This window comes from Mycobacterium sp. GA-1285 (genome assembly GCF_001499905.1).
GTDB lineage: Bacteria > Actinomycetota > Actinomycetes > Mycobacteriales > Mycobacteriaceae > Mycobacterium.
The window spans coordinates 38,606-56,614 of record NZ_LQIS01000006.1; the positions used below are offsets into that span (position 1 = coordinate 38,606).

At 67.2% G+C, this 18,009-nt stretch carries 18 protein-coding genes; 9 read left to right on the forward strand and 9 right to left on the reverse strand.

Annotated features, from left to right (window positions below; all coding sequences use genetic code 11):
• Nucleotides 1-32: 32 nt before the first annotated feature.
• Together AU193_RS05080 and AU193_RS05085 are read left to right on the forward strand one after the other, a co-directional pair.
• Nucleotides 33-515, forward strand: coding sequence for a MarR family winged helix-turn-helix transcriptional regulator (locus AU193_RS05080; protein WP_064421271.1), 483 nt, complete (start codon nucleotides 33-35; stop codon nucleotides 513-515).
• On the forward strand, nucleotides 512-1,762 hold the full coding sequence (locus tag AU193_RS05085) for an MFS transporter (protein ID WP_064421272.1): 1,251 nt from the start codon (nucleotides 512-514) through the stop codon (nucleotides 1,760-1,762). Before AU193_RS05080 ends, AU193_RS05085 begins: the two co-directional genes overlap by 4 nt.
• Before the next feature lie 12 nt (nucleotides 1,763-1,774).
• Here AU193_RS05085 and AU193_RS05090 read toward each other — a convergent pair whose 3' ends face one another.
• From AU193_RS05090 to AU193_RS05110, 5 genes are all read right to left on the reverse strand, one after another.
• On the reverse strand, nucleotides 1,775-2,614 hold the full coding sequence (locus AU193_RS05090) for an SDR family oxidoreductase (RefSeq protein ID WP_064421273.1): 840 nt from the start codon (nucleotides 2,612-2,614) through the stop codon (nucleotides 1,775-1,777).
• A gap of 55 nt (nucleotides 2,615-2,669) precedes the next feature.
• On the reverse strand, nucleotides 2,670-4,028 hold the full coding sequence (locus tag AU193_RS05095) for a wax ester/triacylglycerol synthase family O-acyltransferase (RefSeq protein WP_064421274.1): 1,359 nt from the start codon (nucleotides 4,026-4,028) through the stop codon (nucleotides 2,670-2,672).
• Between the two features lie 73 nt (nucleotides 4,029-4,101).
• Complete coding sequence (locus AU193_RS05100; RefSeq protein ID WP_064421275.1) at nucleotides 4,102-5,679, reverse strand: FMN-binding glutamate synthase family protein; 1,578 nt, start codon at nucleotides 5,677-5,679, stop codon at nucleotides 4,102-4,104.
• Nucleotides 5,680-5,721: 42 nt separating this feature from the next.
• The gene (locus tag AU193_RS05105) at nucleotides 5,722-6,480 is read right to left on the reverse strand and encodes a class I SAM-dependent methyltransferase (protein WP_253867626.1); all 759 of its coding nucleotides are present in this window, start codon (nucleotides 6,478-6,480) and stop codon (nucleotides 5,722-5,724) included.
• The gene (locus tag AU193_RS05110) at nucleotides 6,477-7,460 is read right to left on the reverse strand and encodes a methylenetetrahydrofolate reductase C-terminal domain-containing protein (RefSeq protein WP_082682846.1); all 984 of its coding nucleotides are present in this window, start codon (nucleotides 7,458-7,460) and stop codon (nucleotides 6,477-6,479) included. Before AU193_RS05110 ends, AU193_RS05105 begins: the two co-directional genes overlap by 4 nt.
• 106 nt (nucleotides 7,461-7,566) lie before the next feature.
• Between AU193_RS05110 and AU193_RS05115 the strand changes: the two genes are divergently transcribed.
• From AU193_RS05115 to AU193_RS05140, 6 genes are all read left to right on the forward strand, one after another.
• The gene (locus tag AU193_RS05115) at nucleotides 7,567-8,298 is read left to right on the forward strand and encodes a ZIP family metal transporter (protein ID WP_064421277.1); all 732 of its coding nucleotides are present in this window, start codon (nucleotides 7,567-7,569) and stop codon (nucleotides 8,296-8,298) included.
• A 36-nt stretch (nucleotides 8,299-8,334) separates the two neighbouring features.
• Complete coding sequence (locus AU193_RS05120; protein WP_156425126.1) at nucleotides 8,335-9,171, forward strand: class I SAM-dependent methyltransferase; 837 nt, start codon at nucleotides 8,335-8,337, stop codon at nucleotides 9,169-9,171.
• A gap of 117 nt (nucleotides 9,172-9,288) precedes the next feature.
• Nucleotides 9,289-9,753, forward strand: coding sequence for a hypothetical protein (locus AU193_RS05125; RefSeq protein ID WP_064421351.1), 465 nt, complete (start codon nucleotides 9,289-9,291; stop codon nucleotides 9,751-9,753).
• A 66-nt stretch (nucleotides 9,754-9,819) separates the two neighbouring features.
• Nucleotides 9,820-11,289, forward strand: a complete 1,470-nt coding sequence (locus tag AU193_RS05130) for an amidase (RefSeq protein WP_064421278.1) — start codon at nucleotides 9,820-9,822, stop codon at nucleotides 11,287-11,289.
• Nucleotides 11,290-11,360: 71 nt separating this feature from the next.
• Entirely contained in the window at nucleotides 11,361-12,134 is a 774-nt protein-coding gene (locus AU193_RS05135) for an enoyl-CoA hydratase/isomerase family protein (protein WP_064421279.1), read from the forward strand.
• An 88-nt stretch (nucleotides 12,135-12,222) separates the two neighbouring features.
• Entirely contained in the window at nucleotides 12,223-13,842 is a 1,620-nt protein-coding gene (locus AU193_RS05140; protein WP_064421280.1) for a hypothetical protein, read from the forward strand.
• Between the two features lie 15 nt (nucleotides 13,843-13,857).
• On the opposite strand, the gene AU193_RS05145 is transcribed toward AU193_RS05140, so the two are convergent.
• Nucleotides 13,858-16,056, reverse strand: a complete 2,199-nt coding sequence (locus AU193_RS05145; protein ID WP_253867628.1) for a phosphatase domain-containing protein — start codon at nucleotides 16,054-16,056, stop codon at nucleotides 13,858-13,860.
• The gene (locus AU193_RS05150; protein ID WP_064421281.1) at nucleotides 16,053-16,868 is read right to left on the reverse strand and encodes a formate/nitrite transporter family protein; all 816 of its coding nucleotides are present in this window, start codon (nucleotides 16,866-16,868) and stop codon (nucleotides 16,053-16,055) included. Before AU193_RS05150 ends, AU193_RS05145 begins: the two co-directional genes overlap by 4 nt.
• 109 nt (nucleotides 16,869-16,977) lie before the next feature.
• On the opposite strand from AU193_RS05150, the gene AU193_RS23720 reads away from it, so the two are divergent.
• Nucleotides 16,978-17,109, forward strand: coding sequence for a hypothetical protein (locus tag AU193_RS23720; protein WP_256364326.1), 132 nt, complete (start codon nucleotides 16,978-16,980; stop codon nucleotides 17,107-17,109).
• Between the two features lie 145 nt (nucleotides 17,110-17,254).
• Here the strand turns inward: AU193_RS23720 and AU193_RS05155 are convergent, their stop codons facing one another.
• Nucleotides 17,255-17,653, reverse strand: coding sequence for a DUF302 domain-containing protein (locus AU193_RS05155; RefSeq protein WP_064421282.1), 399 nt, complete (start codon nucleotides 17,651-17,653; stop codon nucleotides 17,255-17,257).
• Between the two features lie 27 nt (nucleotides 17,654-17,680).
• Nucleotides 17,681-17,950 (reverse strand): metal-sensitive transcriptional regulator, encoded by a 270-nt coding sequence (locus tag AU193_RS05160; RefSeq protein ID WP_064396248.1) that lies wholly within the window; start codon nucleotides 17,948-17,950, stop codon nucleotides 17,681-17,683.
• Nucleotides 17,951-18,009: the final 59 nt, after the last annotated feature.

An 18,009-nucleotide genomic window follows, 5' to 3' on the forward strand; every position in this document is an offset into this window, starting at 1 on the left:
GCGGCCCGGCCGATTTCGCCGCAGATATATGTATGTGCTATGCATACTTAGTGGCGCCGTCACGATACGACCAACTCGACGAACTGCTGACCCGCATCGCGGTCGCGCGGCAGCGGCCGGGTTGGCGTGATCGCCTTCTGGACGGCGCAAGTCCCGTGACGAGCGCGTCAACCCTGCGGGTGCTGCGCGCCGTCGAACAATGCCAGCAGCTTTCCGGCGGCACCTCCATCCGGGACGTCGCCGATTTCCTTGCCGTCGACCACTCGACCGCGAGCCGGTCCGTGGCCGCCGTCGTCGCCGCCGGACTGGTGACCAAGACGTTCGCCGCCGACGATCAGCGGCGCTGCATGCTCGTGCTGACCGAAGCCGGGCGCCGGGCGTCGCAGACAGTGACCGATCGGCGGCGCGAACTGGTCGCCGAGATGATCGCCGACTGGCCCGAAGCCAGCGTCACCACGCTGGTCGAGCTTCTCGACGGGCTGGCCGAACGATTCGAACGAGCGTCCGTCCGATGACCGCCGAAGCCACCGCCCCGCCGCAAGCCCGCGGTGCGCTCGGGTTGATGTTCGATCCGGTGTTCGGCGCGCTGTTCTGGGGAAAGATCTTCTCGGTCGTAGCGGTGTGGACGCACGGAATCGTCGCGGCGATCGTGATGTTCGACGCGACCCGATCGGCCCTCATGGTGGGCATGGTCGGCGTCGTCCAGTTCGCGCCGCAATTGATCCTCAGTCCCACGAGCGGCAAGTGGGCCGACACCGGGAACCCCGCACGGCAGATCCTTCTCGGGCGCGTGTTGTGTGTCGCGGGATCCGGTTTCACGGCGGTGTGGTTGTTCGCCGAACCCGCCCAGCACGACATCTCGTCGGCAGTACCAGTGCTCCTGGGCACGCTGCTGGTCGGATTCGGCTTCGTGGTGGGCGGACCGGCGATGCAGTCGATCGTGCCGAACCTCATCCGCGACGGTGAATTGTCGACAGCCATGGCGCTCAACAGCTTTCCGATGACCATCGGGCGCATCATCGGTCCCGCCGCGGGGGCGTACATCGCCGCGCATCTGGGCGCGGGAGCCGCGTTCGGGGTCAGCGCCATCCTGCATCTCGTGTTCGCGCTCTTCCTCCTCGCCGTGCGATTCCCCGCACCGCCGATCCGGCATGCCGACACGGACTACCGCGTGCGCGTCGCACTCCGATACGTCTGGCGGGATCGCCCCCTGTTCCTTGCGCTTCTCGCGGTGACCACGGTCGGGCTGGCATCCGACTCGTCGATCACTCTGACACCCTCGTTGGCCGACGAACTGGGCGGCGGTGCCCGTCTGGTCGGAACGCTGTCCGCGGTGTTCGGCGTCGGCGCGGCGGTCGGTATGGCAGTGCTCGCACTGCTGCGCGGCCGGATTGCCTCGCAGAACGTGTCGGCGGTCGGGCTGATGGGGCTTGGATTTGGGTGTGCGGTGCTCGCAGTCGCGCCGGCGCCCACGGTGGCCATCGTGGGATTCGTCCTCACCGGCCTCGGCTTCGGCTGGGCCATGACCGGGCTCAGCACCGTCGTGCAGGAACGGGCACCCGAGCCGCTGCGGGGGCGGATCATGGCGCTCTGGCTGGTCGGCTTCCTCGGTTCCCGTCCGATCGCCGCCGCCCTGCTCGGCGGCGCGGCCGACTTGTTCAACGTGCAGGTGGCCTTCGTGGTGGCGGTGACGTTCTGCGTGACCGCCGCCCTGTGGTGCCGTCCGGCCAAGCTGACCGGCCCGTTGCCGTCACATATCTAAACCGGCTGCGCCTCAGGCATTTTCGGCTGCCTGACGCGCACGCTCCGTCATTGAGGCGACCACTCCACCGTCGTTCAAGATATCGGTGCCGGTGAGATAACTCGCCTTTCCACTGGCGCAGAACGCGAACAGCTCGGCCATCTCCTCCGGTGTGCCCCACCGCGGGACTGCGGCATCGGCGACCATCGCGCCGGCGCCGGCCTGTTCTTCCAATCTGCCCATCTCGGTGTCGACGGATCCCGGGGAGACGGAGACGATGCGCAGGCCCTTGGCGTTGAAGCGTTCGGCCTGCGACGAGCTGTACCACCTGACGAAGCTCTTGCTGACCGCATACGCGATACCCGAGCGCGCCTCGGGCCCGGCGATGTCACATGCGGCCAGCATGTCCGCCATGAATGCGTCCTGATCGGTCATCGCTTGCGGGAACTTGCCTTTGGGGATCATCTCGTCGGGCAGCATGTGCGCGGCCATGGATGCGACGTTGACGATTGCGGCGCCGTCGGAGGCCACCTCGAAGAACACCTCGTTGACGTTGACCGTGCCGATAGCGTTGGTGCGCATGACATATTCGGCGTCGCCCATGCTGGGGCTCACACCCGCGGTGTGGATCACCGAGGCAATCGTGCCAACGCCGGTCGCCGTCTCGAACAGCCGATCGACCGCCGCCCGGTCGGTGACATCGCAGTGCACGGCCGTGGCCGTGATTCCCGCGTCGGCCATTATCGCGGCCGCGGTGTCGAGCCGGTCCTTCCTGACGTCGCACAGGACAAGGGCGTGGTCTCGGCCGACGATGCGCGCCGTCGCCTGACCCATGCCACCCGCACCGCCCGTGATGATCGACACTCGGCTCATACCGGGAACGGTATACCGAAAGCGCGACCGGATGCCCGACGGGTAGGCCCGTTGCTTAGACGCCGACCGCTTGCTCCAAGTCCTTCAGCGACGTCTCGAGGTGGCCGAGCAGCCGCTGCAGCGACGGCAATCTGCTGCGGTCGCCCACCAACCCGAAGTCGAGGTTGTCGGCGTTGTTGGCCAACGTGATGTTGAGTGCCTGCCCGTCGAGCGGAATCGAGAAGGGGTAGTTGCCGTCGAGTCGGGCGCCGTTCCAGTACATCGGCTGCCTCGCACCGGGCACATTGGAGATCACGATGTTGAACGGCGGTGGGGCCGTCGAGACGAAGCCGGGCAGCAATCCGAGCGCCAGCCCACCGACCAGCAACGCCGACACCGCCAATTGCTGAACCCGCGGCAGTTCCGCGAAGACGTTCTTGTTGTCGCGCATCGACGTGGCGATCGCTTCCAGCCGCTGCACGGGATTCTCGACATCGGTGGCGAGGTTGCACAGTATCGCGCCCACCAGGTTCCCGCCTCCCTCCGCATCCTTCTCGGTGCGCAGATTTACCGGAACCATCGCGACCAGGGGTGTGTCCGGCAAAGCGCGCTCCTCCGCCAGATACTCGCGCAATGCTCCCGCACACATGGCCAGCACGACGTCGTTGACGGTCACCCCCGCGGCGCTTTTGACCTTCTGGATGCGCTCCAACGCCCACGACTGGGCGGCGACCCGTCGCGCTCCGCCGATGCGCACGTTCAACATGGTCTTCGGCGCGCGGAACGGAAGGGTCAACTCCTGTTCGATGAGGGCGGCCCGCGCCAGCGACAGCGTGGTCGGCGCGACGCCTGCGACGGAACTCGCCGCCTCGCGAATCCCCTTCAGCAGTGAGGGACCGGATTTCGAACCCGTCCGCCGCCGCGGCGGCAGGCTCCACGGCGCTATGACGGTGGTGTCAGTCGGGTCGGTGGTCAGCGTGCGCTGCGCCAGCTTCATCGCCGATACGCCGTCGATCAGCGAGTGGTGGAACTTCGTGTAAACCGCGAAGCGTCCGTCGGCCAGCCCCTCGATCAGGTGCGCCTCCCACAACGGGCGGTGGCGGTCGAGCAGCGTGCCGTGCAGTCTCGAAACCAGCTCGAGTAGCTCACGCACCCGACCCGGCGCCGGCAGGGCCGAGCGGCGCAGGTGGTAGTCGAGGTCCACCTCCTTGTCCGAAGACCACACCAGGTTGGTGACTCCGCCGAAGAACGCGGGGTGTTTGCGGAACGTCGGCTGCACATCGGTCTGCTCGACCAGGGTGTCGTAGAGCCCGCGAATGAAGTCGGGTCCGGCACCCTCCGGTGGCACGTACAGCGAGAGACCGCCGACATGCATTGGGTGCTCACGAGATTCGCCGAGCAGGAAGATCAGGTCCGTCGGTGATATCGGTTGCATGCGACCTCCGGCTTCGATCCTCGAGACTGCTCACGACTTGTTCCTACATCCTCCACGGTACGACCGCGCGGGGTCATCCGACGGCGGACGACGAGGGTGGCGCCGAGTGCCCCTGGGGTTCGAGGTGCGTCATCAACCGGACGATCTCCTTGCGGTCGGCCTCCGACGGCAGCCCCATTCCCGGCGCATAGCCGTAGACCTCGTGCAGCGGGGTGGAATCGGTGCGGGTGTCAAGGATGTCGACGTCTTCGGTGCTGATCAGTCCGGGATGTTCGACGCCGCACGACTCGGCCACCTTGACGAGGTCGCGACGCAGGGCCTTGACGTAGTTCGCGGCCCGCTCGGCCTTGACGTCGGGCACCAGGCCGCGGGCCAGCCATGCGTTCTGGGTGGCGACGCCGGTCGGACAGGTGTCGGTATGGCATTTCTGCGCCTGGATGCACCCGATTGCGAGCATCGCCTCGCGAGCCACGTAGACCAGGTCGCAGCCGAGCGCGAAGCCGACGATGGCGTTGTCCGGGAGGCCGAGCTTGCCTGCGCCGATGAAGACCACATCCTCGTGCAGTCCCCGCTCGGCGAAGATCCGGTAGGTCCGTGCGAAGCCGAGTTGGAAGGGCAGCGAGACGGTGTCGGTGAAGATCAACGGTGCCGCACCCGTACCGCCCTCGCCACCGTCGATGGACACGAAGTCGACGCCGCGGCCCGTGTCTCGCATGAGATCGGCCAGCTCGCACCAGAATTCGAGATCGCCGACGGCCGACTTGATGCCGACCGGCAGACCCGTCTCGGCGGCGAGCAGTTCCACCCAGTCCAGAAGGCTGTCGACGTCGGAGAATTCGGCGTGCCTCGATGGGCTCACACAGTCGCGACCCTCGGGGATCCCGCGGGCGGCCGCGATCTCGGCGGAGACCTTCGGTGCGGGCAGCAGTCCCCCGAGGGTCGGCTTGGCTCCTTGGCTGAGCTTGATCTCCAGAGCCCGCACCGGCGCGCCCGCCACCACGTCTTTGAGCCTGGCCAGATCGAAGCGGCCGTCGTCGTCCCGGCACCCGAAGTAGGCGGTGCCGATCTGGAAGATCAGCTCTCCACCGTGGCGGTGGTAGCGCGAAATGCCGCCTTCACCGGTGTTGTGCAGACAGTCGGCCAGCGCCGCCCCCTTGTTGAGCGCCTCGACGGCGTTGGCCGACAGCGATCCAAAGCTCATCGCGGAGATGTTGACCACCGAGTTCGGCCGGAACGCGCCGGGCCGGTCCCGCGCCGCACCGATCACCTTGGCACACGGCACCCGGATCTCGCGGCTGATGGTCGGCGTCGTCGGCGGGACGGTCCTGGCGAACGTGCGATGTTTGATCACCGGATAGCCGGAGGTGTGCTCCAGGTCGTTGTCGGTGCCGAAGCCGAAGTAGTTGTTCTGTTTCTTGGCCGACGCGTACACCCACCGTCGCTGGTCCCGGGTGAAGGGTCGTTCCTCGTCGTTGGCCGCGATGATGTACTGCCTCAGTTCCGGGCCGATGGCTTCGAGTAGATACCGTGCATGCCCGACGACGGGAAAGTTCCGCAGGAGTGCGTGCCTGCGCTGCAACAGATCACGCGCGGCCACGGCACCCAACGTCGAGGCGGCCGCGGCGGCGAGACCACGTACGGTCCGGCCCATGGCGTCAGGGTTTCCGCGCAGCCGCGCCCCGAAACCCGTCCGTCATCGCGCGTGACGCAGGATCAGCAGTTCGCCGGTCAGTGTTCCGTCTTCGAGTAGGCGACTGATGTCGCTGCTCTGCTCTTCGGCGAGCCGCCATGCCCGCTTGTGGCCGTGCCGTTCGGCCAGCGTGGTCTCCACCTTCTCGGCGCGGTCGCTCCAGACCCGAGGGATGTCGGGCAGACCGGCGGTACTCAGCTGTTCCTCCACAACGAGAGTCGCTTCGCGTATCAACGCGTCGAGTCGTTCCTGTGTGGGGAAGTGATTGTCCGGGAGTCGATCGCCCGGGATCGCGCGGTGGGCCACGAAGGCGAGCAGTCCGACGCAACCGCCGGGCCGCACCGCGCGACGCAACTCGTTCAGAAGCGTGAGTTGATCCGCTGTGGTGCACAGCACCCCCAGCGCCCACGCCGCGTCGAACCGCGAGTCGGCGATCGGCAGCGCGGAGCCGAGCCCACAGATCACCGGATGGTCGAACAACCGGCTCGCCGCCCGGCATGCCCCGGTTTCGGGCTCGACGAGCACCGGCCGCACCGAGCGTGCTCGGGCGGCGTACGCGGCCGGGCCGCCGACGCCCGCGCCGCAGTCCAAGAGAGTGTCGCCCGCCGCCAGCTCCATCCGCTCGACGAGCCAGTCCAGCGCCGCCGGGCTTCCGCTTCCCCGGCACGCCGCGGGAATGTGGTAATCCGGTCCGAGGTCTGCCGCCACCTGCGCTGTCCACTCGGCGACCGTGTCGAACTCCGCCTCCATCGCCTCGCTCACGCTGCCACCTCCCGGATGCGACGCCCCACTTCGGCCTTGATCTCGGCACCGACACGGGCACCCGATGCCGACGCCAACCCGGAGACGTTCACCCCGTCCACCCCGTCGATCGACAGCAACGCCTTCGCTTCGACGACCGCCGCCTCGATTCCCGCCGCCACGGGGTCTGCGGCGCCCAGAACGTAATCGGTCACCGACGGGTCGAGGTCGAGTCCCGGCAGTCCCTGCAGGACGGCGGCGGACACGTTGTCGGTGAACACCGCGACGGCCGCAACCACGGGGATGGACAGGCCCGCCGCCCGGGCCGACTGCACGAAGTCGGCGATCATCGCCGGGAACGGTACGTGGTTGAGGACCGCCACACTGGCTCCTGCGCGCTGCTTTTCCACCAGGCGGAGGGGCCGGCCGGAAACCGGCGGTGCCGTCGGCGTCTCGGGTACCGCCGCGACCATGCCGATCGACGCGGCGAGCTCGACCAGGCGTGGCCCGTCCAGATCGAAGGTCTGTGTCACGTCGGGCCGAACGTCGTAACCTCGGCCGTCTCCCGTCACGCACAACGCGGTGTCGACGCCGACACTGCGTAACCCCCGCAGTTCCTGCTCGAGGACCACGCGGTTGCGGTCCCGGCACGACAGCGTGATCCACGGCGTCACACCGGCGTCCAGCAGAAGGCTGCCCATCAGCGTGGGCGGGAAGTCCGGTTTGTTCTGGTGCTCGCCGACCAGAACGGCGTCACATGAATGTGCGAGGAGACGAGCGGTTGCCGCGACGTCGTGCGCATCGAAAGGGGCGCAGCTGAAGTCGGTGAGCACCAGGGGCGCTGGGACCGGCCGAGGTTCGCGTCGGGGTCCGGACCACGGCACCACTTCGGCGAACGCGCAGGCGCCGGAACGCATCTCACACTGGCCGTCGGGACGCACACCGCCACACGGACCGAACTCCATCCGCTTGGGACAAGCCGACTCCGTTGGCGATGTCACGTGTCTCCCCTCGACGCTCAGCTCAGATACCCATCTCGTCGATGCGGCAATCGCCACCGGCTTGTGCCCCAGTTTGAAAATCGGCGGGCCGGGGCATCAAGCCGCCGTGCTGATCGCAGTGTGGTTCGGCCTGGCCGCGTCCAGCGCCCTCGTCATCGGCTCGCTGGTGGGAGCGAAATGGAGCCCACCGAAACGGGTGACAGGTGTCCTGCTCGCCTTCGCGAGCGGGGCGCTGATCTCGGCGCTGGCGTTCGAACTGTTCGAGGACGCGTATCACATGGGCGGTGCGGTGCGCTCGGGGCTCGGCCTGCTCGCCGGCGCCGCGACGTTCGTCGCCGTCGACACCGCGTTGGACCGATACATCAGCGGGAAGTCCGGGCCCGACAGCCGGGAAGTCGCCACCTCCGCAGCGCGCGGCGGGGTCGGGTTCGCCCTGTTGGCCGCGGTGACGCTGGACGGCGTGCCGGAGAACCTCGCGCTCGGCGTCTCCCTCGTGGGCGGTGTCTCACTGTCGCTGCTCGTGGCGATCTTCTTCTCGAACCTGCCCGAGTCCCTCGTCGGTGCGGTCGCGATGCGCGAATCGGGAACCAGCGCCCGCGCCGTCATCCTGACGTGGTCGCTGTGCGCGGTGTTGCTCGCCGCCGCGGTGGTGCTGGGTCGTTCGCTCGCTTCGGGACTGGACGACACCCTGCTGGCGATCGCGTTGTCCTTCGCCGGCGGCGCGGTCCTGGCCTCCCTGGCCGACACCCTCATGCCGGAGGCGTTCGAGCACGGCCGCCCACTGAACGCGTTCGCGACTGCCGGCGGGTTCTTCCTGTCGTTCGTGCTGGCCGGCTGACGACCGTCGATTTCGGCGCCGGGTACGTTCATTGTGGTGGACCACGCAGACGACCGGAAAGCCGACAGCATCGCCCTCACCGGGATCTCGGAGACGGCGCTGCTGACGCTGAACGGAAGAGCCCATCAGGCGCGTCACCCCAACGCCATCATCGACGATCCGATGGCGATTCGCCTCGTCGACGCGATCGATTTCGACTTCGACAAGTTCGGCCGCAAAGGCCAGGAGATGGCACTGCGCTCGCTGGCCTTCGACCGGGCCGCCAGCCGCTATGTGTCCGAGCATCCGCGCGCCACCGTCGTCGCGCTCGCGGAGGGTCTGCAGACCAGCTTCTGGCGCCTGAACACTCTGCTGCCGCATGCCGAATTCCGTTGGCTCACGGTAGATCTCCCGCCGGTCGTCGACTTGCGCGAGCGCCTGCTACCCGCTTCGCCGCGGATCGCCACGCTGGCCCAGTCGGCACTCGACTACTCATGGATGGAGAAGGTCGACGACAGCGAGGGCGTTTTCATCACCGCTGAAGGGTTGCTGATGTATCTGCAGCCCGACGAGGCCATGGCACTGATCGCCGCGTGTGCGGCGCGCTTCCCGGGTGGCCAGATGGTCTTCGACCTTCCACCGGTTCTGGTGAAGAAGCTCGCCCCGAAGGGGATGCGTTCGTCGCGCCGGTACCGCGTTCCGCCGATGCCCTTCAGCCTGTCGGCAGCGCAGCTGGCCGCACTGCCGGAGACCATCCCTGGGATCCGCGCCGTGCACGACCTGCCCATGCCGCCGGGGCGGGGCTGGTTCTTCGAGAAGGTCTTCCCCGCCTTCTGGCAGTTCAAGCCGACCCGCGATTTCCGCGGCGCGTACACGCTGCTCGAGTTCGGCTGAGCGGTGACCGGATCGTTACCGAGGTTTGTCACATTCGTCACTCGGGTAACTTTGATAACAGACCGGCCACATTTGACCGGCGATCACACCGACGAAAGAGACGAATGGGAATTCACGATGAACACCGTTCTGTACTTCAGCACCAACGGCAACGTCTATGAAACCCGCGCGTATACCACCGCGGATATCGACCAGCTCGTAGAGGATCAGGGTCTGCAGAGCCTGACCAGCGCCGACCGGCAGTTCGACTTCTGGTTCAGCCCGTCCACGCAGCGCTGCCAGCGCCGCCCCAACCGAAAAGCCACCGAGCTGCTGCTGGCGACCAGCACCTTCACCCCCAAGACCGTGCCCCTACTGCGGGGATGCGTCGTCGTCGCCACCCATGACGAGAACGGTGAGCTCGACGGGCTCAGCTGGCAGCAACTCGACCTCCTGGTCCGCTGCAGGCGCGCGCTGACGAAGCGCGACGAGCGAGCGCTCAACCGGCGGATCGCCCGCGATGAGCGTAAGCACCAGCCGATGATCCCCATCCTGGCCCCTGTCTCGGTCGGTTGCGCCCGACCGCGCTCGGCCGTGCACTGATCCGTCGGCGAAGCAGGCGTCCGCCGGTCAGCGACGCCACGTACGGTCAGCACGTACGGTCGGAGCGTGAACTTCGAGGAATACCGCACCCATGACGCCACCGGGTTGGCCAAGCTCGTCGCCGACAAGGAGGTGACGGCCGCGGAGTTGCTGGACCTGGCCAGAAACCGTGCGGCGGCGGTCAACCCGCGGATCAACGCGATCGTCCGTGACGTCCCGGCCTCGCCGGCGGATGCCGCGGCAGGCCCGTTCTCAGGCGTTCCGTTCCTGATCAAAGATCTCGCCCAGGACTACGCGGGACTGCCGACGTCGCGGGGATCGCGAGCCCTGATGTCGACACCGGTGGCCGAACACTCGGAGATCGTCCAGCGGTGGCAGGCCGCCGGCTTGGTCATCTTCGGCAAGACCAACACCCCCGAGTTCGGGGCCAAGGGCATCACCGAACCGGAGGCCTGGGGTCCGGCGCGTAACCCGTGGGACCTGAACCGCGCACCCGGCGGCTCGTCGGGTGGTTCGGCGGCCGCTGTCGCGGCGGGCATCGTGCCGTGTGCGGGCGCCAGCGACGGCGGGGGATCGATCCGCATACCAGCGGCGTGCTGCGGACTGGTCGGGCTCAAACCCGGCCGCGGGCTGACGCCGTCGGGCCCTGCGACGGGCGAATTCATGCACGGGGCCGCCGTACAAGGTGTGCTGTCCCGGACCGTCCGCGATACGGCGGCGATGCTCGACGTCGTCCGCGGCGGTGAACCGTGGGGTCCGTATGTGCCCGGCATTCCTTCTTCGACGTTCGCGTCCTGCGTGGGAGCCGATCCCGGCACCCTCCGTATCGGTGTGCGGGTTCCGTCGGCGATCAACCCGTCGCCGCACCCCGAGGCGGCCGCCGCCGTGAAGGCAGCGGTTCAGGGGCTGACCGAGCTCGGCCATCAGGTCGAAGAGCTTCCGCGCGCCCCCTTCGACGACAGGGCGCTGGCGCGGGACTTCCTGTTCACGTGGTTCGTCTACGCCGCGTGGGAAGTCGGTGAGGCCAAACGTATTTCGGGTGCCGGCGATGATTTGTTCGAACGTGACACGCTGATCATGGCCGCGCTCGGCCGGGCGACGAGCGGAGTCGACTATGTGGACGCCGTTCAGCGGCGCCACGAGCACACGCGCAGGCTCACCACGTTCTTCGAGTCGTACGACCTGCTGTTGACGCCCACACTGGCGACCCCACCGCCGACGATCGGCGAGTTCGACCTGCCGATAGCGCTGCAGCGCGCCGCCGACGTACTGATCAAGACGCGCGCGGCAAAAGTGTTGCGCTACACCAAGATCGTGGATGACATGGTGGAAAAGAACCTCGGCTGGGTGCCGTATACCCAGCTCGCCAACCTGACGGGGCGCCCGGCGATTTCGCTGCCGTTGCACTGGACCGCCGACGGCCTCCCGCTCGGGGTTCAGTTCGTCGCACCGCTGGCGGGTGAGTCGCTGCTGATCCGGTTGGCCGCCCAACTGGAGCAGGCGATGCCCTGGTCCGATCGGGTGGCCCCGATCTAGCGGCCCGACATCCGCTGGCGCAGCTTCGCCGCCTGTGGGATCGGTGGGCGTCACCTGGCTAGGGTGCAGTCATGAGCCTCGTGACCTACGAGTTGGACGACCATATCGCCACCATCACCCTCAACCGCCCCGAAGCGCGCAACGCGATCAACGGCGAGGTGCGGCTCGGCCTGAACGCGGCCTGGGAGCGGTTTCGCGACGACGAGGACGCCTGGGTCGGAATCCTCACCGCCAACGGCGACGTGTTCTGCGCCGGCGGCGACCTCAAGGACGGCGAGGGCTCGGTCGGCACCTTCGGGGGCACGTTCTGGGAGAAGCCGACGATCAACTCGTTCGAGAGCGGGTTGGAACTGTTCAAGCCGACGATCGCGGCGGTCAACGGCCCCTGCATCGGTTACGGTCTGACCGGCGTTCTGTTCTGTGACTTCGTGATCGCCTCCCGCACAGCCACGTTCGCTTTCCCGGAGGTGTCCCTGGGCGTGCCGACGATCGTCGGCGCGATCCGGCTGCCCGAACGCGTCCGGTGGGCCGATGCCATGGAGCTGTTGTTGACCGGTAAACCGATCGACGCCGAGCGCGCCAAGGAGATCGGCCTGGTGTGGCGACTGGTCGAACCCGGCGACCTGCAGGCCGAGGCGCGGTCCTGGGCGCGCACTCTCACCGAGGCGGCGCCGCTGGCGCAACGCGCCACCAAGGAGGTGGCCTGGCGCACAGCCGACATGGGCTGGATCGAATCCGTCCGGTTCGGCGAGACGATGCGCAAGGTGGCCGCCGCGACCGAAGACGTGCACGAGGGCATCACGGCGTGGCGGGAGAAGCGCGCACCGCGATGGCGCGGCCGCTGACCGGAGCATCGCGATACGGGCGTTTCTTCCCATCGGACCGGGGTACGCCAAGCGACGTCCGTCAGCTGTCGAGCGACTGGAGAGTCGGATGACAAGCATCGTCAAACTGGGGGCGCTCGTGTGCGTGACAGGAATCATCGCTGCATGCCAATCCGAACCCGAGCCGAATCAGCCGTCGTCGGATTCCCTCGCCCCGACCGACATGGTCCAAGTCGGCCGGGTCGATGACCGTTACCAGTCGTACAACGTCGAGATGCTCGAAGTGACCGGCGGGAAATTCTGGAAACCGTACGGCCCGGAACTCGAAGCCGCCCTGCGGCAACCGGCACCGTCGACCGCGCCACCGGACAGCGACACGCCCTCCGGGATGAACCCCGCCCTCTACGAGTACCGCCCGCCGATTGACCTGAGCAACCCGCGGCTGCGCAAGCTCGCCGCCGCACTGGGCCCGGCTTATGTGCGCGTCAGCGGAACATGGGCCAATACGACATACTTCCCCGAAACCGCAGAGGCTCCTCCCGAGCCACCCCCTGGCTTCATGGGCGTGTTGACACACGAGCAGTGGAGAGGCGTCATCGACTTCGCCAATGAGGTGGACGCCCGAATCGCCACGTCGTTCGCGACCGGCATGGGGACGCGAGATCCCGCGGGCGCCTGGACACCCGCACAGGCCCTTCGCTGGATCGATTTCACCGAGTCGGCCGGCGGGAACATAGCGGCGGCCGAGTTCATGAACGAACCGACCGCGGCCGAAATGGGCGGGGCGCCCCCAGGTTATGACGCGGCGGACTACGGCAGGGACTTCAAGCTTTTTCGCGACTTCGCCGATCGGCGGGTGCCCGACATGGTCGTCATAGGGCCCGGTTCCGTCGGTGAAACCACCGGCGACTGGGGTGTGACGTACGGCGCTCAGGGCTTGCTCGAGACCAGGGATCTGCTCGCGCAGTCCCAACCGGCGGGCGTCGACGCCTTCTCCTATCATCACTACGGCGCGGTGTCGCGGCGATGTGTTCAGATGGGAAACCAGACATCCCCCGAGGACGCGCTCACCGAACAGTGGCTGCGGCGCACGGACCAGACCCTCGAGTTCTACCGGGCGCTGCGCGACGAGTTCGAGCCGGGTAAGAAGTTCTGGAACACCGAGACCGCCGACGCGGCATGCGGTGGAAACCCTTGGGGCGGAACCTTTCTCGACACCTTCCGATATCTCGATCAACTGGGGCGCCTGGCCCGGCAAGAAGTGGAGGTGGTCGCCCACAATACGCTGGTGGCCAGCGATTACGGCCTGCTGGACGACAAGACGTTGACACCGAAGCCGAACTACTGGGGCGCTTGGCTGTGGCGGAATCTGATGGGCACGACGGTTCTCGACTCCGGGGTGCCCATCGACGCCGGTCGGCACGTCTACGCGCACTGCCTGCGAGGCACACCCGGCGGTGTCGCCCTGCTGGTGATCAACAATGACAGGACGGCATCCCAGACACTTTCGATCCCCACCCCGGGTGACCGCTACACCCTCTCGTCGACATCCGCAGATGACCTGCAGACCAAGAGCGTTCAGTTGAACGGGACCGAACTCAAGCTGGGGCCGAACGACGAGATGCCGCCACTCGTCGGCAACCCGGTAGCCGCTGGAGACGTCATATTCGAACCCGCGACTATCACCTTTCTGGCCTTACCCGAGGCCGGCAACGGTGCATGTCGTTGAGTGGAGTCCGGCGGCTCAGTAGCTGCGTCTGAGCCACATCAGGGTGGGCCGTCCGTCCGGGTCGTACACCGCGCGATAGGCCGGTTCGACGATCCAACGACGCCAACCCGGATTCTTGCCGCCCGAAACCGGGACGTGCGCGCGCAGGCGTCCCCTTGGCCGGGGTCCGCGACAGTCGGACCGGTACCAGCCGTCGAGGTTCGCGGCACTTCGTCGCATCGTCTCAGCAGCCTCGTCGAGATCGAGAAGTGTTGCGTCGTCACGTGTCTCGACGTGCTCGCGCATGAGCTGCAGCCGCAACTCGCGTGCGAAGTGACGCGCACCGTCCCCGAGCCCCGCCGGGTCCACCGGTGCGCGCGGGTCTCGCCGCTCGTCCAGAACGGCGGCGGCGATCTCGGCGTCGTACGTCCAGGACCTCATGTTGAGGTTCGCGCTGCCGACCACTGCCCACACGTCGTCGATGATGCTCAGCTTGGCGTGCACGTACACCGGTAGCCCGCGGTGGTTCTCGATGTCGAAGATCTGCACCCGCGACCCGCCGGCCTCACGCACCATGTCGAGCGCTTCGTGGTGGCCGAACAAGGCTGCCTGCCGGGAGAACCTGTCGTTGACGTCGCTGAATCGGGGCACCACGGCGATCAGCTGCAACCGCGGGGATCGGCGCAACGCCGCCGCGAACAGACGAGCGACGTCGATCGACCACAGATACTGATCTTCGATGTACACCAATCGCTCGGCGCGGCTGAGCGCCTTGGCATATGCCCGGGCGATGCTTCGTTCCCCGTGCGGTGCGAACGAGTTGGTTCGGCGCCTCGGATAAGTCCGCAGAATCTGCACCGCGCACGTCCCGGCTGCGGGCGCGGGGTCGGATCGCGCCGGCAGGGACACCACAGTGCGCGGGAGGCGGTGTATCCGGTCGTTGAGCCACTCCCAAGGCCGGCGGGTCAGCGCAGTGGGGTCCTGCCAACGTTCACGGAAGGTTCGTTCGACTTCGGCGACGACGGGTCCGCGCAACTTCAACTGCACATCGTGTTGTGCGGGGGTGCAACCGTATCGATCACTCGCGGCGATCGGCTGGGGGTCGCCGGCATGTTCGGCGTCGTCGCGGTGCCCGTGGGCGCAGTCGATGCCGCCGAGGAAGGCGACGTCGTCGGCCGGTCGTGCGAGATACCTTGCAACCACTGCCTTCTGGTGGTGCGAGCCGAGGGCTCGGACCCGCTGGTCGAGCAGGATGCGTCCGCCGGCGGCATTCACGACGCGGGCGGAGTCGCGATTGGGGCCGAGCTGGAAGCCCAACGCGGCCGGGTATGAGCGCCACAGGAGCCCGCGAACGTGTGCGCCGCGCTGAGCCGCCGACCGTAGCGCCTGCGCGACCGTCGGACCTCCGGGACGAAGCAACTCGGTGCTGTCCATTCGCCAGCCCAGAAGAAGGAGCAGATCACCCTGCCCGAGGCCTTCGCAGGCGGCGAGGAGGGCGGCGAAGTAGGTGCTGCCGTGCACCAACGGCTGTACCGCGTTGCCTTCGGTGAAGGCGCGCAGACCGCTCGCATCGTTCCCGCGTTCCGCGGGTGTCAGCAGCCAGTCATCCGGCGAGCCTCCTCGTAGTTGTCTGAGTCCGGCCGCTTCACGCAGCGGTGGTAGCAACTCGACGCCGTTGGGTGCCCGCACCACCGGAATGCCGGAGAAACCCTCAGTGCGACTGGTTTTCACATCGGTCGGGTCGGCGGCATGTCGTATCCCGAAAGCGGCGATGCGCGCGGGTGCTCGGCGGGCTAGATCGACGAACAGCGCGGGATCGTGTCCTGCGTCGTCTCCGATCAGTACCCACCGCACGTCGCGCCGGTCGGCGAGAACGCGTTGGAGGGCCTCGTGTTTCGCGGTGAAGCCGCCGCCGAACAACCAGGCCGGCGCCTTGGTGTCCGGCGCTGCGAGCAATCGCCCCGCGGGGTATCCGTCTCGTTCGAGCATTCTGCGCAACGAGCGCCGATGTTTCTCGGGAACGGCGGTCACGTAGACGACGACGGGTTCGTGCTGCCCGCGCACCAATTCACGAACCAGGTGCGGCATGCCGAACACCGATCGCCTGTCCGTAGTCGATCGGCGCAGCCTCGCTCGCACGCGCCGCCACTGCCGGGACACGGTCCCCAACCGCAGCACGCCGTCGATGTCGACGACCACGCCGATCGACGCCGATTCGTCCATCGCGTCGCTCACGACGCTTCCGCGTCCTGGCGCTCATCCTGTAGGCGGTCCTTGCTGCGCAGCAGGCGCAGCAGCGTCACGAGCAGCAGACCGCCCACCACGTTGCCCACGGCCGTGTAGCCGAACCACGTCGCCCAGTCGCCGTAGCCGAAAGGGGCGCCGGCGATGAGCGCACCGAAGATCAGCAACGAGTCCAGGATCGAATGAAACATCTGCAGCCCAGCGAGCAGGAATCCGCCCGCTATCGCCGCGGCGATCTTGCCGAACATCGACTCGGTACCGTGCTGCATGCGCGTCATCAACGTGATGACCATGCCGCCGAGCAGCGCCAGCGCTGCGGTCTCCGCCGACAGCGGAGCGGTGGCGAAGTGGGTGGCCGACTCGATGGTCTGTGCATGCAGTTTCGGGTAGCCCGTCATGATCAGCCACATGATCGCCCAGCCCCCAACGAGATTGGCGATCAACGTTCCGCTCCACAACTTCAGCATCTGCCCGACGCTCGCGCGTTTGGCAACGACCGTGGTGACCGGCACGAGGAACCCTTCGGTGAACAGCTCGCTGCGGCCGAGCAGCAGTGCGAGGAACCCGATCGAGAAGGCGATACCGGCGAGCAGGTGGTTGTGGGTGGCGGCCAACACCGACAGGTACGCCAGGACGCCGACCGCGACCTCGGTGCCGCCGAAGAAGCCGGTGACCAGCACTTCGCGCCACGTCCGGTGCAGACGCTGGGTGCCCTCGTCGACCATCCTCTGAAAGGCGCCCTCCAACTCGTCCTCGATCGGGCTGTCCGAATCGCCCATCTGCCGTCGCTGCGTCTCACTCATGTGCGGGTCCTTCCCGGTTCGGTTGACCGTCACGGGTACCCGCGTCGCGACGCCTGACGCCTTGCGCGTAACTGATTACCGGCGGCCGCGCCGGGGTACGAAGTCGAACATGACATCTCCAGACGACAACGTAACGCCCGAGACCGCGACGAAGGACGCCGATGTGATGGCGCCCGCAACCCCCGGAGCCGAGGCGCTTCCGCTGCCCGAGGACGAGGTCGACAAGCCCTCCGAGGGTTAGGTGGATCCCAGCGCCGGGTTGCTCGATGGACTCAACCCGGGCGGTGGCGCGTCAGCGACCGCTTCGAAGGGCTCCCTGGGTACGGCCCGAGATCGCGCGGGCCCGGCTCGCGTGAACAAGCTAGGCGACAACTCGCGCCAATCGATCAGTCCGATAGCGCGTCGATCGCCGCTTGGAGCTTGTCACCGACTTCCTCGGCGATCGGTTTCAGTCCCGGCTCCTCAGTGACGTCCACGAGCAACTGCGGGTTCATCGCCTCGACGAGCGTCGTTTCCGGGTCATCGGGGTCGGTGCGCACCACGACGTTGCACGGCAGCAGTAGACCGATCTGACGTTGCGCGTTGATCGCCCGATGCGCCAGCGGCGGGTTACACGCGCCGAGGATGAGGTAATTCTCCATGTCCTCGTCGAGCTTGTTCTTCAGCGTCGCTTTCACGTCGATCTCGGTCAGGACGCCGAAACCCTGCTCGGCAAGTGCCTCACGCGTGCGGACGACGGCGTCGTCGAACGGTGCCTTGAGGCGCGTAGCCAGGGCGATGCTCATGATGACTCCATATCGATCGTATTTCGGTCAGGCCAATGCCAGGAAGAGCTTCTCGAGTTCTTCCTCGGTCATGGGCCGCTCATTACCTTCTTGATCGCCGGTCATGCATTCGCGTAGACCCGTCGCCACGATCTTGAAGCCGGCGCGATCGAGCGCTCGCGACACCGCCGCGAGTTGAGTGACGACGTCCTTGCATTCGCGGCCCTGCTCGATCATCGCGATCACACCGGCGAGTTGTCCTTGCGCGCGCCGCAGCCGGTTCAGTACGGCTGCGATGGCCTCCTGGTCACCGACCATTGACCTTCCCCTTCCACTTCGCGGTCCAGATTACCCCCTCGGGTATTTGCGGATTAAAT